The sequence below is a fragment of the Methylobacterium sp. WL9 genome (assembly GCF_008040035.1).
Taxonomy (GTDB): Bacteria; Pseudomonadota; Alphaproteobacteria; order Rhizobiales; family Beijerinckiaceae; genus Methylobacterium; species Methylobacterium thuringiense.
Window position 1 is genome coordinate 1 of sequence record NZ_VRVE01000017.1, and the last position, 14,313, is coordinate 14,313.

The following is a 14,313-nucleotide window of genomic DNA, read 5'->3' on the forward strand; positions in this document are numbered from 1 at the left end:
GGGCGACGGGCGCCGGCGCGGTCGGCGCCCGGCAGAGCAGCGAGAGGCCGGCGACGGCCAGCGCTGTGGCGAGCGTCGGCAGAAACGGGAGTGCCGAGCCGCGGCCCGGCGTCAGCGTCTCCACACCGGGATCGTGAGGGCCACATCCGCTCATCGGCTCAAACCTCCCTGATGGTTCGCGACGTGAGCGCATTTGCCGACCCGTTTGCGGCGGAACCTGGGCCGTTTCGTCTCGGGACCGTAACAATGCTGCACGCGACGTCGCCGTCAGCCGTCGGCGGGCACGCCGCTTGCAATCCCGGCCATGGCCACGCTACCGCCAGCCGCACCGTCCCGAACAGCGAAAAAATCCGGCCTCGATGACCGAGACCAGCCTCACCGTCGCCGTGATCGATCCGAGCCGGGTGCGCGCCGCGATCCTCGAAGAGGGATTGCGCGCGGCCGGCGTCGGCACGGTCGTCCTCGTGTCCGACGGCCCCGACCTGCAGGCGCGGGTCGCGGCACTCAAGCCCGACGTGGTGGTGGTCCATCTCGAGAGCCCGAGCCGGGACATCCTGGAGCAGATGTCGGGCATCTCCCGGCACGTCGAGCGCCCGGTGGCGATGTTCGTCGACCGCTCCGACGCCACCATGATGCAGGCGGCGGTGGATGCCGGCATCTCGGCCTACGTCGTCGACGGACTGCGCACGGAACGGATCCGGCCGATCCTCGACATCGCGATCCTGCGCTTCAACGCCTTCGCCCGGCTCCAGCGCGAGTTGCTGGAGGCCAAGAGCGAACTCGCCGACCGCAAGGTTATCGACCGCGCCAAGGGAATCCTGATGAGCCGCAAGGGCCTGTCGGAGGAGGAATCCTACAAGCTGCTGCGCCGCCAAGCGATGAACGAGAAGCGCAAGATCATCGACATCGCCAAGGCCATCGTCACCGCGGCGGACCTGCTCGGATGAGGGTCGATCTCGGATACGTTCCCCTGACCGATGCCGCCCCGGTCCTGGCCGCGGCCGAACTCGGCTTCGCGCGGGACGAGGGGATCGACCTCGTGCTCACACCCGAGCCGTCCTGGGCGACGCTGCGCGACAGGTTGGCCCTCGGGCATCTCGATGCAGCGCACATGCTGGCGCCGCTGGCGCTGGCGACGCGGCTCGGCCTGTCCGGCCCCCGGGCCGACCTCGTGGCGCCGATGGCGCTGAACCTCAACGGCAACGCGATCACGCTGTCGCTGCCGCTCTGGGAGGCGATGGCGCCGGAGACGGACGACCTCGACACGGTCGCCACCGCCTTCGCGCGCATCGCCCGCGACCGGGCGGGGCAGGGCAGGCCGCTGACCCTCGCCACGGTCCACCCGTTCTCCTGCCACAGCTACCAACTCCGGATCTTCGCCGAACGCGGCGGCCTCGACCTCGCGCAGGCCGTACGCATCGTCGTGGTGCCGCCGCCCCAGACCGTGGAGGCGCTGGCGAGCGGCGAGATCGATGGGGTCTGCGTCGGAGCGCCCTGGAACAGCATCGCGGTCGCCGCCGGTCTCGGCCGCATCGCCGCGCTCGGTTGCGCGATCGTGCCCGATTGCCCGGAAAAGGTGCTGGCCATCCACGCCTCGCAGATCGAGGCGCTGGCGCCGCTGGTCGAGGCCGTCCAGCGGGCCGGGATCTGGTGCGCCGACCCGGCCAATGTCGGCGAACTCGCCGAACTGCTCTCGGAGCGGGGCGGCCTCGGCCCGGATACCGACCTGATCCGGCGCTCGCTCACCGGTCATCTCGTGATGGATTCCGCCGGACGGCGCCACACCGATCCCGATTATCTGCGGCTCGGCGCCGACGTGCACCGGCCGCGGCCCGAGCACGGGCTCTGGCTCGCCGAGCAGATGGCCGCCTCAGGGCAGATCGCGGACGCCGCCGGTATTGCGGCGGCGTGCCATGCCTTCTACCGCACGGATCTGCTCAAAGCGTAGCCATTGACTCCGGCCTGCCGCGGCATTGTGCGGGCCGATGCGCCAGACGCCTCATTTTTGTGCAGCGCACCGTAGAAGGAGGGCCGGTCGGCGCCAGCCCCGCAAATCATGAATTCACTCCGGCGCGACAGCGGCTTGGAGGCGTTCCAGCCTGATGGCACGGTTCGTGCGAGCCTCCCTCCATCCTGTCAACGGCGACGGGTTCTAGCCGTCAGCAAGGCCGCTGATCCGGATCATCCCTCCGCGATGCATCATCGCGCGGACGATCTCGACCAGCGGCTTTTTTCGTTCTTTTTCCGCGTTTCGATGCGGCAGGGCTTGGGGACAGAATGCATTTCGATCGGGGCAACACGCGTCGCGGGCTCCTCAAGGGCGCCGTCGCTACGCTGGCACTGACGGCCGCCGCCCGCGCGGCGCTGCCGGGGGGCGCCTTCGCGCAGGGCGCCGGGCCGGAGGTGAATGGGGCCAAGCTCGGCTTCATCGCGCTGACCGACGCCGGTCCGCTCTTCGTCGCCAAGGAGAAGGGCTTCTTTGCCAAGCACGGCATGCCCGACGTCGAGGTCCTGAAGCAGGCATCGTGGGGCACGACTCGCGACAACCTCGTGCTCGGCTCCGAGGGCAACGGCATCGACGGCGCGCATATCCTGACGCCGATGCCCTACCTGATCACCGCCGGCCGGGTGACGCAGAACAACGTGCCCGTGCCGATGCAGATCCTGGCGCGGCTCAACACCAACGGCCAGTGCATCTCGGTGGCCAAGGAATACCTCGACCAGAAGGTCGCCCTCGATTCGAAGGTGTTCAAGGCGGCGATCGAGAAGAAGAAGGCGTCCGGCAAGTCGGTGAAGGCGGCGATGACCTTCCCCGGCGGCACCCACGACCTCTGGATCCGCTACTGGCTCGCCGCCGGCGGCATCGACCCCGACAAGGACATCGAGACCATCGTTGTTCCGCCCCCGCAGATGGTGGCGAACATGAAGGTCGGCACCATGGACTGCTTCTGCGTCGGCGAGCCGTGGAACGCGCAGCTTGTGCAGCAGGGCCTCGGCTATTCGGCGCTGACCACCGGCGAGCTCTGGAAAGACCACCCGGAGAAGGCCTTCGCCATGCGCGCCTCCTGGGTCGAGAAATATCCCATCGCCGCGAAGGCGCTGACCATGGCCGTGCTCGAAGCCCAGATGTGGTGCGACAAGCCGGAGAACCGCGACGAGTTCGCGGCGATCGTCGCCAAGCGCCAGTGGATCAACATTCCCGTCGGCGACGTCGCCGGCCGGATGAAGGGCACCATCGATTACGGCGACGGCCGCGTCGTCGAGAACAGCCCACACGTGATGAAGTTCTTCGCCGACAACGCCTCGTACCCGTACCAGTCCCACGACCTCTGGTTTCTCACCGAGGACATCCGCTGGGGCAAGTTCGACGCGCAGACCGACACCAAGGCGCTGATCGCAAAGGTGAACCGCGAGGACATCTGGCGCGAGGCGGCCAAGGCGCTCGGCGTCACCGCAATCCCCGCCTCCACGTCCCGCGGCAAGGAAACCTTCTTCGACGGCAAGGTCTTCGACCCGGCCGATCCGGCCGCCTACCTGGCCAGCCTCGGCATCAAGAAGGTGGCGTGATGGCATCCTCCTCCGCTCTCGCCCTCGGCACCGCCGGCCGCGACAAGGCCTCGGCCAAGTCGCGCGGTCCGTTCGTCACGATGAAGGGCATCAAGGGCGTCGCCGCCCGCGTGATCCCGCCGCTCGTCGTGCTCGCCGTCTTCATGCTGCTCTGGGAGATGCTGTGCTCGTCCCCGACGGCCGGCCTGCCGCCGCCCTCGCGCGTCGTCACCGAGGCCTGGGAGGTCATCGCTCACCCGTTCTACGACAACGGCGGTACCGACAAGGGGCTGTTCTGGCACCTCGCGGCGAGCCTCCAGCGCGTGGCGCTGGGCTTCTCGCTGGCGGTGATCGCCGGGGTGATGCTCGGCACGCTCGTCGGCCAGTCCGAATGGGCGATGCGGGGGCTCGACCCGATCTTCCAGGTGCTGCGGACCATCCCGCCGCTGGCATGGCTGCCCCTCTCGCTTGCCGCATTCCGCGACGGACAGCCCTCGGCGATCTTCGTGATCTTCATCACCTCGATCTGGCCGATCATCATCAACACGGCGGTCGGCATCCGCAACATTCCGCAAGACTATCGCAACGTCTCGGCCGTCATCCGGCTGAACCCGATCGAGTTCTTCTGGAAGATCATGCTGCCGTCCGCCGCGCCGTACATCTTCACCGGTCTTCGCATCGGCGTCGGACTGTCCTGGCTCGCCATCGTCGCGGCCGAGATGCTGATCGGCGGCGTCGGCATCGGCTTCTTCATCTGGGACGCGTGGAACTCCTCGCACATCAGCGAGATCATCGTCGCCCTCGTCTATGTCGGGCTCATCGGCTTCGTCCTCGACCGGTTGGTGGCCGGCTTAGGGATGCTCGTGACCCGCGGCACCAGCGTAGCCTGAGGAGACCGAGCATGGCCCATCTCACCCTCTCCCAGGTCGGCATCAGCTTCACCCGCGGCGGCAAGACGTCGGAAGTGCTGCGCACGGTCGACCTCTCCATCGCCAAGGGCGAGTTCGTCTCGATCATCGGGCATTCGGGCTGCGGCAAGTCGACGGTGCTGAACATCGTCGCCGGCCTGCTCAAGGCCTCGACCGGCGGCGTGCTGCTCGGCGGCAAGGAGGTCAACGCCCCCGGCCCCGACCGCGCCGTGGTGTTCCAGAACCACTCGCTGCTGCCCTGGCTCACCGTCCGCGAGAATGTCGCGCTCGCCGTCGACAAGGTGTTTCGCGGCAAGAAGACGCGACCTGAGCGCACCGAGTGGATCGAGCACAACCTCGCGCTCGTGAACATGATGCACGCCGCCGACAAGCGGCCGGCCGAGATCTCCGGCGGCATGAAGCAGCGCGTCGGCATCGCCCGGGCGCTGGCCATGGAGCCGAAGGTGCTGCTGATGGACGAGCCCTTCGGCGCCCTCGACGCGCTCACCCGCGCCCATCTCCAGGACTCGATCATGGAGATCCAGATGCGGCTCAAGAACACCGTTATCATGATCACCCACGACGTGGACGAGGCGGTACTGCTCTCCGACCGCATCGTGATGATGACGAACGGCCCGTCCGCCACCATCGGCGAGATCCTGACCGTGCCGCTGAAGCGTCCGCGCCGCCGTCTCGACCTCGTCGAGGACGCCACCTACGTGCATGCCCGCGCCGCCGTGCTGGAGTTCCTCTACGCCCGCCACGCTCAGCCCGCCGTCCTCGCCGCGTGAGTCTGGAAAGCGGCATGAGAACGAAAGAAAAACTCGTCGTCGTCGGCAATGGCATGGCCTCGCTCCGCTTCCTGGAGCGGCTGACCGAGCGCGCGCCGGGCCGGTTCGACATCACCGTCGTCGGCGCCGAGCCGGTCGCCGCCTACAACCGCGTGCTGCTGTCCTCGCTGCTCGGCGGCGAGGTCGACGAGGCGGCCTGCGGATTCCGTGGGCTCGACTGGTACGCGGAGCACGGCATCCGCCTGATCACCGGCGCGCCGGTCACCGCGATCGACCGGGCCAAGGCCACGGTTCATGTCGGCGACACTTTCGTCACCGGCTACGATCACCTCGTGCTCGCTGTCGGCTCCCTGCCGATCCGCCTGCCGCTGCCCGGCGGCGATCTGCCCGGCGTCGTTACCTTTCGCGATTTCGCGGATGTCACTACGATCCGCAAGGCGGCGGTCGAGCACGCCAGGGCCATCGTCATCGGCGGCGGCCTGCTCGGTCTCGAGGCAGCCGTCGGGCTCGCCCGGCTCGGCGTCGACACCACGCTGCTCCACGTCATGGACCGGGTGATGGAGCGCCAACTCGATCATACCGCCGCCCGCCTCGTGAAGGCGGCGATGGAAGAGCGCGGCGTAAAGATGCTGCTCTCGGCCAACACCGCCTGCATCGAGGGTCACGGACGGGTCGAGCGCCTGCTCCTCAAGGACGGCACGGTGCTGCCGGCCGACCTCGTGGTGATGTCGGTGGGCATCAAGCCCTCCACCGCGCTCGCCGCGGCCTGCGGCCTCGAGATCGGCCGCGGCATCAAGGTCGACGACCGTATGGCGACCTCCGACCCGCGCGTCTTCGCGCTAGGCGAATGCGCCGAGCATCGCGGCGTGAGTTACGGCCTCGTCGAGCCCGCCTACGAGCAGGCCGAGGTGCTGAGCCGCTGCCTGCTCGGCGAGGACGCAGCCTATACCGGGACCTCGCTCGCAACGAGCCTGAAGGTCTCGGGGCTTCCCGTGTTCTCCGCCGGCGTGGTCGACACCCCGGACGGAGCCGAGGCGATCGTGCTGCACGATGCCACCGCCGGCCTCTACCGCAAGCTGACGATCCAGGACGGCCGGCTGGCCGGCGCCGTCTTCGTCGGCGACATCTCCGAGCAGGCCCGGTGCAAGGACCTTATCCGCACCGGCGCACCGCTCGCCCCGCACGACCGGGACGACCTGATGTTCGGGACGCCCGCTCCATCCCCCGCCAAGACATCCCTCGCAGCGTGAAGGACGCAAGGAATGGCTGACGATTCCGTTGCTCTCGACTTCAACGCCGAGCAGAAGCGCTACCTCGAAGGCTTCGCCTCCGGCATCGCCGCAGCCCGCATGACCGGTGGCCTTGCCGGCGGCGGCGCGGCGTCAGGGCCGCCGGCCGAGCCGACGGGGCCGGACGCGATCCACATCAAGGCGCAGGACCGCACGATCAAGGACGGCAGCAAGCTCGCCGATCAGGAGAAGTGGAAGCGCGCGGAAAATCCCTTCGAGGGCCACAACCGGCTGATCGCCGAGGCGGCGACAGGCAAGGCCCCGAAGCCGGAGGACAATTTCCGCTGGCGCTACCACGGCCTGTTCTGGCTCGCACCGAACAAGACCCACTACATGTGCCGCCTGCGCATCCCGAACGGCATCCTGCATCACTGGCAGTTTTCTGGGATTGCCGATCTCGCCGATGCGCATGGCAGCCCGTACGCCCACGTCACCACACGCGCGAACCTCCAGGTTCGCGAGATCGCGCCCGAGCACGGTCAGCCCTTCCTCGATGGCCTGACCGATCTCGGCCTCACGGCGCGGGGCTCGGGTGCCGACAACATCCGCAACGTCACCGGCTCGCCCACCGCCGGCATCGACGCGCAGGAGATCCTGGACACGCGGCCGCTCGCCAAGTCCTGGCACACCTGGATCCTCAACGACCGCTCGCTCTATGGGCTGCCCCGAAAATTCAACGTCGCCTTCGACGGCGGCGGCGTGATGCCGGTGCTGGAGGAGACCAACGACATCGGCTTCCAGGCGATCCAAGTACTGGAGGGCGCGAGCGTCGCGCCGGGCGTCTGGATGCGCCTCGTGCTCGGCGGCATCTCCGGCCATAAGGACCTCGCCCGCGATACCGGCGTGGTGCTGAAGCCCGAGGATTGCAACGCGGTCGCCGACGCGATCCTGCGCGTCTTCATCGAGCACGGCGACCGGACCAACCGCAACAAGAGCCGGATGAAGTACGTCCTCGATGCTTGGGGCTTCGAAAAATACCTCGCCGCCGTGGAGGAGAAGCTCGGGCGCAAGCTCGACCGGGTCGATCCCGCTCATGTCGCGCCGCGCAAGATCACGAACCGCTTCGCCCATGTCGGCGTGCACAAACAGGTGCAAGAGGGCCTGAACTGGATCGGCGTCGTACTGCCCGTCGGCAAGATGACGACCGACCAGATGCGGGAACTGGCCAAGATCTCGTCCGAGTGCGGCGACGGCCAGATCCGGATGACCGTCTGGCAGAACTTTATCTTCTCCGGCGTTCCGGACGCGAAGGTCGCCGAGGTCGAGAGCCGCGTCGCCGCGCTCGGCCTGACTACTGCGGCCTCCAGTATCCGCGCCGGTCTCGTCGCCTGCACGGGCATGAACGGCTGCAAGTTCGCCGCCGCCGACACCAAGGGCGACGCGATGATCATTGCCGCGCATGTCGAGCAGACGGTGATCGCCCTCGACGTGCCAGTGAACGTCCACGTCACCGGCTGCCACCATTCCTGCGCCCAGCACTATATCGGCGATATCGGACTGATCGGGGCCAAGGTCCCCGTCGGCGAGGAGGGTGACACCGTCCCGGGCTACGACATCGTCGTCGGCGGCGGCTTCGCCGAAAACCCGAAGATCGGCTCCGAGATCTGGAAGGCCGTGAAGGCGGAGGACGCGCCGTCCCGCGTCGAGGCCCTCCTCAAGACCTACCTCGCGTTGCGCAGCGACAAGGACGAGAGCTTCCAGGCCTTCACGGCCCGGAAGGGGCCGGACGCCCTGCGTGACGCCGCCGAAGACCAACCTGCCCTCAAGGCCGCCGCATGACCCAACATGTCTCGCCCCCGCTCGTCCTGATCCCCGAGAATGCGCCGTTCAATCCCGACCAGCGCTCGTGGCTCTCGGGCTACTTCGCGGCCCTGCTCGGCCCAGCCGTCGAAGGCGCAACCGCGCTCGCACCGGGTGAAATGCCCGGAGGCGGCCCGCGGCTCGCCGACAACGACGACGCGCCGTGGCACGACCCGTCCATGCCGATCGTCGACCGCATGGACATGGCCAAGGAACGGCCTGAGCCCCAAAAATTCATGGCGGCGATGGCGCAGCAGGATTGCGGGCAATGCGGCTACAACTGTGCCGACTACGCCAACGCGATCTTCTTGAAGAAGGAAGAGCGGCTGAACCTCTGCGCGCCGGGCGGCAAGGAAACGCTCCGGATGCTGAAGAAGCTCGACGAGGAGTTCGGCGCCTCGGGCGGCGCGGCTCCCGCGAAGGCGGATGACGCCGATGCTCCGAAGCCGGCGGCCGATCTCGGTCCCCTCGGATTCTGCCGCGAGAACCCGGTCGAGGCGCTGTTCCTGTCGCGCCGCCGTCTCAACGAGCCGGGCGGCGAGAAGGAGACTTGGCACGTCGAGATCGACCTGACGGACACGCCGATCGACTACGTCGTCGGCGACAGCCTCGGGCTGTTTCCCGCCAACGCCCCGGCGCTGGCCGACGCGGTGATCGCCGAACTCGGCGCGCGCCCGGAGCGGATGATCGGCGGCAAGACCCTACGCGACCGCCTGCTGACCGACTACTCCCTCGGCGCGGCGCCGGACGGGCTCTACCAGCTCCTCTCGCTGCTGACCTCGGGACCGGCCCGCAAGAAGGCGCAGGCGCTCTCGGCCGGCGAGGATCCGGACGGCGACGCCGCCTATCTCGACGTCCTCGGCGCGCTCCACAAGTTCCCCGGCGCCCGCCCCGACGCCGAGGTTTTTTTGGAGTCCCTCGATGAGCTGCAGCCGCGGCTCTATTCGATTTCGTCGAGCCCCAAGGCCGATGTCGGCAAGGTCTCGCTGACCGTCGACGCCGTACGCTACAACCACCGCTCACGCCTGCGCCTAGGCGTCGCCTCGACGCATCTCGGCGAGCGCATCCCCGAGAAGACGAAGGTCAAAATCTACCTGCAGAAGGCGCACGGCTTCGCGCTGCCGGAGGATCCGTCGAAGGATGTGATCATGTGCGGACCAGGCACCGGCATCGCGCCGTTCCGGGCCTTCCTGCGCGAACGTGCGGCCATTCAGGCCCGCGGCCGCAACTGGCTGTTCTACGGCCACCAGCGCCAGGCTTCGGACTTCTTCTACAAGGACGAGCTGAACGCCCTGAAGGACCAAAAGGTGCTCAACCGCCTCTCGCTCGCCTGGTCGCGCGATGGCTCGGAAAAAACCTACGTCCAGGACCGCATGCGCGAGAACGGCGCCGATCTCTGGAAGTGGTTCGAGGGCGGCGCGCATTTCTACGTCTGCGGCGATGCCAAGCGCATGGCCAAGGACGTCGAGCGCGCGATCATCGATGTCGCCGCCCAGCATGGCGGCAAGTCGCCGGACGAGGCCGTGGCCTATCTCGCCGGTCTGAAGAAGAGCGGGCGGTATCAGGCGGACGTGTACTGAGCCGGGCACCTTCCCACTCTCCTCTGCGGGGTAGGGTGCCCCTGCTTCAGCAGGGGTCGGGAGAGGAGAGCGCCCTTTCCGGATGAACCCGAGCGCGTCCCCCTCTCCCGCCTGCTCCGCAGGCACCCTCTCCCACAGAGGGGAGAGGGCTTCGCGGGCAGCCCGGCCCGACTTTTGCTGCCGCAAACCAAGAATCCGCCGAGGCTCACGCCATGACCGTGCCCGCGTCCGACGCCGTCGTGAAAACCACCTGCCCCTACTGTGGGGTCGGCTGCGGCGTGCTGGCCAGCCCGGACGGGCAGGGCGGGGCGGGCATCGCCGGCGACACCGAACACCCGGCGAATTTCGGCCGTCTCTGCTCGAAGGGCTCGGCGCTGGGCGAGACGCTCGGCTTCGAGGACCGGCTGCTGCACCCGATCGTCGACGGGGCGCGCGTGTCCTGGGAAGGCGCGCTCGGCACGGTGGCGGGCGGCCTTAAGAAAATCGCCGAACAGCACGGGCCGGATTCAATCGCCTTCTACCTCTCCGGCCAGCTGCTGACGGAGGACTATTACGTCGCCAACAAGCTCGCGAAGGGCTTTCTCGGAACGCCCCACGTCGACACGAATTCCCGGCTCTGCATGTCGAGCGCCGTGGCGGCCCATCGCCGCGCGTTCGGCTCGGACACCGTGCCCGGCTGCTACGAGGATCTCGACGAGGCCGACCTGCTGGTCCTCGTCGGATCGAACACCGCCTGGTGCCACCCGATCCTCTATCGCCGCATGGCCGACGCAAAGGCCAAGCGTGGCACCACGATCGTCACGATCGACCCCCGCCGCACCCAGACCGGCGAGGAAGCCGACCTGCATCTCGGGCTGAAGCCCGGCAGCGACACCGCCCTGTTCTCGGGGCTCCTCGTGCATCTGGCGGGGCAGGGCGCCGTCGACCGGGCTTACGTCGCCGAGCACACCGCCGGCTTCGACGCGGCGCTGGAGCGGGCCCTCACCATCGCCCCGACCATCGCCGCTACCGCCGCCGCGACTGGCCTGAGCGAGGCCGATGTCGGCCGGTTCTTCGCGCTGTTCACCCGCACCCGCCGGGTCGTGACCTGCTTCAGCCAAGGCGTGAACCAGTCGGCCCAGGGCACCGACAAGGGCAACGCCATCATCAACTGCCACCTCGCCACCGGGCGGATCGGGCAGCCGGGTATGGGGCCATTCTCGCTGACCGGGCAGCCCAACGCCATGGGTGGGCGCGAGGTCGGGGGACTCGCCAACATGCTCGCCGCCCACATGCATTTCGACAATCACGAGGTCGACAAGGTCCGCCGCTTCTGGAGCGCGCCGAACATCATCACCGGCGAGGGCATGAAGGCGGTGGCGATGTTCGAGGCCATCGCGCGGGGCAAGATCAAGGCGCTCTGGGTGATGGGCACCAACCCCCTCGTCTCGATGCCGCGCGCCGACGAGATCCGCGCGGCAATCGCCGGCCTCGACCTCTACGTCGTCTCCGAAGTGCTCGCGACGAGCGACACGGCGCGCGCGACGGCGAAAAAGACCGTGCTGCTGCCGGCTCTGGCCTGGGGCGAGAAGGACGGGACGGTCACGAATTCCGAGCGCCGCATCTCGCGCCAGCGCCGCTTCCTGAAAGCTCCCGGCGCGGCCCGGGCCGACTGGGCGATCATGAGCGATGTCGCCAAGCGCCTCGGCCACGGCGCGGCCTTCGCCTACACCTCCGCCGCGCAGATCTTCCGCGAGCACGCCGCGCTGTCGGCCTTCGAGAACGACGGCACCCGCGACTTCGACATCGGCGGCCTCGCCGATCTCAGCGACCGCGCCTACGACGCGACGGCGCCCGTGCAATGGCCGCTGACGAAGCGCGGCCCGGATCCGCGAAAAGGCCGGGCGCGGATGTTCGCCGACGGGCGCTTCTACACCTTCGACAAGCGCGCCCGCTTCGTCGCCGTGCAGCCGCCGGCCCTGGCCCAGCCGGCGACCGCGGAGCATCCGCTGATCCTCAACACCGGCCGGGTGCGCGACCACTGGCACACCATGACGCGCACCGGAAAGAGCCAGCGTCTCTCCGCCCACCGTGCCGTGCCGTTCGTGGAGATCCATCCCGACGATGCCGCACGCTATCGCCTGACCGAGGGCGGTTTCGCCCGGGTAACGACGGCCAATTCCAGCGCGATCCTGGAGGTGACGATCAGCGACGGCGTGCGGCCTGGCGACATCTTCGCGCCAATGCACTGGAGCGACATGACCGCCTCCAACGGTCGCGTCGTGGCGCTGGTGCGCGGCACGCCCGATCCGGTCTCCGGCCAGCCCGAGCTGAAGGCGACGCCCGCCGCAATGGAGCCTGTCGCCTATCGCTCGCGCGGCTACCTGCTGACCCGCGCGGCGACGGCGGCCCCCTCCGGCTGGTGGTGGACCCGCGCGACGGTGCAGGGCGGCTCGGGGCTGATCTTCGCGACGCAGGACGGTTCTCGCGAAGTCGCGATGGCGCTGCGCGGGCTGTTTCCGGCGCACGAACTCGCCGAATATTCCGACCATGCGCGGGCCCTCTACCGGCTCGCGGCCTATCGCGACGGCCGGCTCATGGCCTGCCTTGCCGTCGAAACGGGCGAGCGGCGGCCGGACTGGGAACTCGCCAAGCAGGTTTTTGCGGCCCCCGAGATCGAGGCGGCCGATCGGCGCAGCCTGCTCTCCGGCCGGACCCAGACGGCGTCGGCCGGTCCGGTGATCTGCGCCTGCCACGGCGTCGGCCTCGACGTCATCACCGCGACGATCGCGGCCGGCGCCGGCTCCGTCGAACAGGTCGGCGCGGCCTGCAAGGCCGGCACGAATTGCGGCTCGTGCATCCCAGAGATCCGCAAGCTGCTCGCCCCGGCGCTTGCGCGCGACGCCGCGTGAGGTCAGGTTCGGGACCGTCACGATGTCGAGACCCACGCTTTCCGCGATGAGCACGCCCCGTCAGCCACGCGAAACCCGCTCCGCCGGCCTCGAGCCGCTGGCGGTGCTGCCCGTCTTCGTGCCGCTGCAGGGCAAGCGCGCGGTGCTCGCCGGCTCGAACGGCGGCGCGCCCTGGAAGGTGAAGCTGCTCGCCGCCGCCGGGGCAAACGTCGATGTCTACGCCCCCGAGCCGAGCGAGGAATTGCTTGCCGTGCCAGGCAATATCGCCGCCGGCTCCGTGACCCTGCATCACCGCGCCTGGACGCCGGCCGATCTGGCGGGCGCGGCCTTCGCCATCGGCGCGATGGAGGATGAGGACGACTGCATCGCCTTCGTCGCCGAGGCACGGAAAACCGGGGCGATCGTCAACGCCGTCGACCGGCCGCATCTCTGCGACGTGAAGTTCGGCGCCATCGTCAACCGTTCGCCGCTGGTGGTGGGCATTTCCACCGAGGGGGCCGCCCCCGTCTTCGGGCAGACCGTGCGCGCCCGCATCGAGGCGATGCTGCCGCGTGGGTTCGCCCGCTGGGTCGGGGCGGCGCGCGACTGGCGCGAGGCCGTCACCGGCCGCTTCCACGGCTTCTCCGAACGTCGCGGCTTCTGGGAGCGGTTCACGGACCGCGCCTTCGCCGAGCCCGATCGGGCGCCGACCGAGACAGACCTCGAAGAGCTCCTGGGCCAGGCTGAGGCGGCCCCGAAGGGCGGCGCGGTGACCCTCGTCGGCGCGGGGCCGGGCGATGCCGAGTTGCTGACCCTCAAGGCGCTGCGTGCCCTGCGCAACGCCGACGTCATCCTCTACGACGACCTCGTCGCCCCCGAGATCCTCGATTATGCCCGCCGCGAGGCCCGCACCATGCTCGTCGGCAAGACCGGGCACGGGCCATCTTGCCGCCAGGACGATATCAACGCGCTGATGGTCTCGCTGGCGAAGGCCGGTAAGCAGGTGGTTCGCCTGAAATCCGGCGACCCGCTCGTCTTCGGTCGCGCCGGCGAGGAGATCGACGCCTGCCGTCTGGCCGGCATTCCCTGCGCCGTCGTGCCGGGCGTGACCGCCGCCCAGGGTGCCGCCGCCTCGCTCGGCATCTCGCTGACGCACCGTGACGCCGCGCGCCGCCTGCAATACGTCACCGGTCACGACCGCCGCGGCGCGCTCCCCGAGGACCTGAACTGGGGGGCGCTGGCCGATCCGAGCGTCACCACCGTGGTCTACATGCCCAAGCGCACCCTCGGCGTGCTGCTGGAACGCGCCATCGCCGAGGGACTCGCCCCCACGACGCCGGCCCTCGTGGTCTTCAATGCGACCCGGCCCGAACAGGCCACGGTCACCGGCACCGCCACCGACCTCGCCGCGCGGATTGAGGCCGCCGGCTTTGAGGGTCCGGCGATCCTGATGGTGGGCGAAGCGCTCGGGCGCCGCGAGGCGGGGGTCATCGTCGAGAGCGGGCAGGATCGGCTGGCGATCTGAGCGG

The 14,313-nt window shown here is 69.1% G+C and carries 10 protein-coding genes; all 10 read left to right on the forward strand.

Annotation, left to right across the window (positions count from 1 at the left end; genetic code table 11):
* The first annotated feature begins 359 nt into the window (after positions 1-359).
* The 10 genes from FV217_RS08280 (at position 360) to cysG (ending at position 14,309) form a co-directional block, all read left to right on the forward strand.
* Complete coding sequence (locus tag FV217_RS08280; RefSeq protein ID WP_147816722.1) at positions 360-947, forward strand: ANTAR domain-containing protein; 588 nt, start codon at positions 360-362, stop codon at positions 945-947.
* On the forward strand, positions 944-1,948 hold the full coding sequence (locus FV217_RS08285; RefSeq protein ID WP_147816723.1) for a CmpA/NrtA family ABC transporter substrate-binding protein: 1,005 nt from the start codon (positions 944-946) through the stop codon (positions 1,946-1,948). Before FV217_RS08280 ends, FV217_RS08285 begins: the two co-directional genes overlap by 4 nt.
* 329 nt (positions 1,949-2,277) lie before the next feature.
* Positions 2,278-3,567, forward strand: coding sequence for a CmpA/NrtA family ABC transporter substrate-binding protein (locus tag FV217_RS08290; RefSeq protein WP_147816724.1), 1,290 nt, complete (start codon positions 2,278-2,280; stop codon positions 3,565-3,567).
* Positions 3,567-4,436, forward strand: coding sequence for a nitrate ABC transporter permease (gene ntrB / locus FV217_RS08295; protein WP_147816725.1), 870 nt, complete (start codon positions 3,567-3,569; stop codon positions 4,434-4,436). The genes FV217_RS08290 and ntrB overlap by 1 nt, the downstream gene beginning before the upstream one ends.
* 11 nt (positions 4,437-4,447) lie before the next feature.
* The gene (locus FV217_RS08300; RefSeq protein ID WP_147816726.1) at positions 4,448-5,245 is read left to right on the forward strand and encodes an ABC transporter ATP-binding protein; all 798 of its coding nucleotides are present in this window, start codon (positions 4,448-4,450) and stop codon (positions 5,243-5,245) included.
* 14 nt (positions 5,246-5,259) lie between these two features.
* Positions 5,260-6,495 carry an FAD-dependent oxidoreductase gene (locus FV217_RS08305; protein WP_147816727.1) on the forward strand — a complete coding sequence of 412 codons (1,236 nt, stop codon included), beginning with the start codon at positions 5,260-5,262 and terminating at the stop codon, positions 6,493-6,495.
* Positions 6,496-6,507: 12 nt separating this feature from the next.
* On the forward strand, positions 6,508-8,313 hold the full coding sequence (locus FV217_RS08310) for a NirA family protein (protein WP_147816728.1): 1,806 nt from the start codon (positions 6,508-6,510) through the stop codon (positions 8,311-8,313).
* The gene (locus FV217_RS08315; protein ID WP_147816729.1) at positions 8,310-9,914 is read left to right on the forward strand and encodes a sulfite reductase subunit alpha; all 1,605 of its coding nucleotides are present in this window, start codon (positions 8,310-8,312) and stop codon (positions 9,912-9,914) included. The genes FV217_RS08310 and FV217_RS08315 overlap by 4 nt, the downstream gene beginning before the upstream one ends.
* A 212-nt stretch (positions 9,915-10,126) precedes the next feature.
* Positions 10,127-12,805: a nitrate reductase gene (locus tag FV217_RS08320; protein ID WP_147816730.1), complete on the forward strand. Its 2,679-nt coding sequence runs from the start codon at positions 10,127-10,129 to the stop codon at positions 12,803-12,805.
* Positions 12,806-12,851: 46 nt separating this feature from the next.
* Positions 12,852-14,309 (forward strand): siroheme synthase CysG, encoded by a 1,458-nt coding sequence (gene cysG, locus FV217_RS08325; protein ID WP_147816731.1) that lies wholly within the window; start codon positions 12,852-12,854, stop codon positions 14,307-14,309.
* Positions 14,310-14,313: the final 4 nt, after the last annotated feature.

Coding starts and splice junctions, on each gene's coding strand:
- FV217_RS08280 (WP_147816722.1), top strand. CDS start 360: ATGACCGAGACCAGCCTCACCGTCGCCGTGATCGATCCGAGCCGGGTG.
- FV217_RS08285 (WP_147816723.1), top strand. CDS start 944: ATGAGGGTCGATCTCGGATACGTTCCCCTGACCGATGCCGCCCCGGTC.
- FV217_RS08290 (WP_147816724.1), top strand. CDS start 2,278: ATGCATTTCGATCGGGGCAACACGCGTCGCGGGCTCCTCAAGGGCGCC.
- ntrB (WP_147816725.1), top strand. CDS start 3,567: ATGGCATCCTCCTCCGCTCTCGCCCTCGGCACCGCCGGCCGCGACAAG.
- FV217_RS08300 (WP_147816726.1), top strand. CDS start 4,448: ATGGCCCATCTCACCCTCTCCCAGGTCGGCATCAGCTTCACCCGCGGC.
- FV217_RS08305 (WP_147816727.1), top strand. CDS start 5,260: ATGAGAACGAAAGAAAAACTCGTCGTCGTCGGCAATGGCATGGCCTCG.
- FV217_RS08310 (WP_147816728.1), top strand. CDS start 6,508: ATGGCTGACGATTCCGTTGCTCTCGACTTCAACGCCGAGCAGAAGCGC.
- FV217_RS08315 (WP_147816729.1), top strand. CDS start 8,310: ATGACCCAACATGTCTCGCCCCCGCTCGTCCTGATCCCCGAGAATGCG.
- FV217_RS08320 (WP_147816730.1), top strand. CDS start 10,127: ATGACCGTGCCCGCGTCCGACGCCGTCGTGAAAACCACCTGCCCCTAC.
- cysG (WP_147816731.1), top strand. CDS start 12,852: ATGAGCACGCCCCGTCAGCCACGCGAAACCCGCTCCGCCGGCCTCGAG.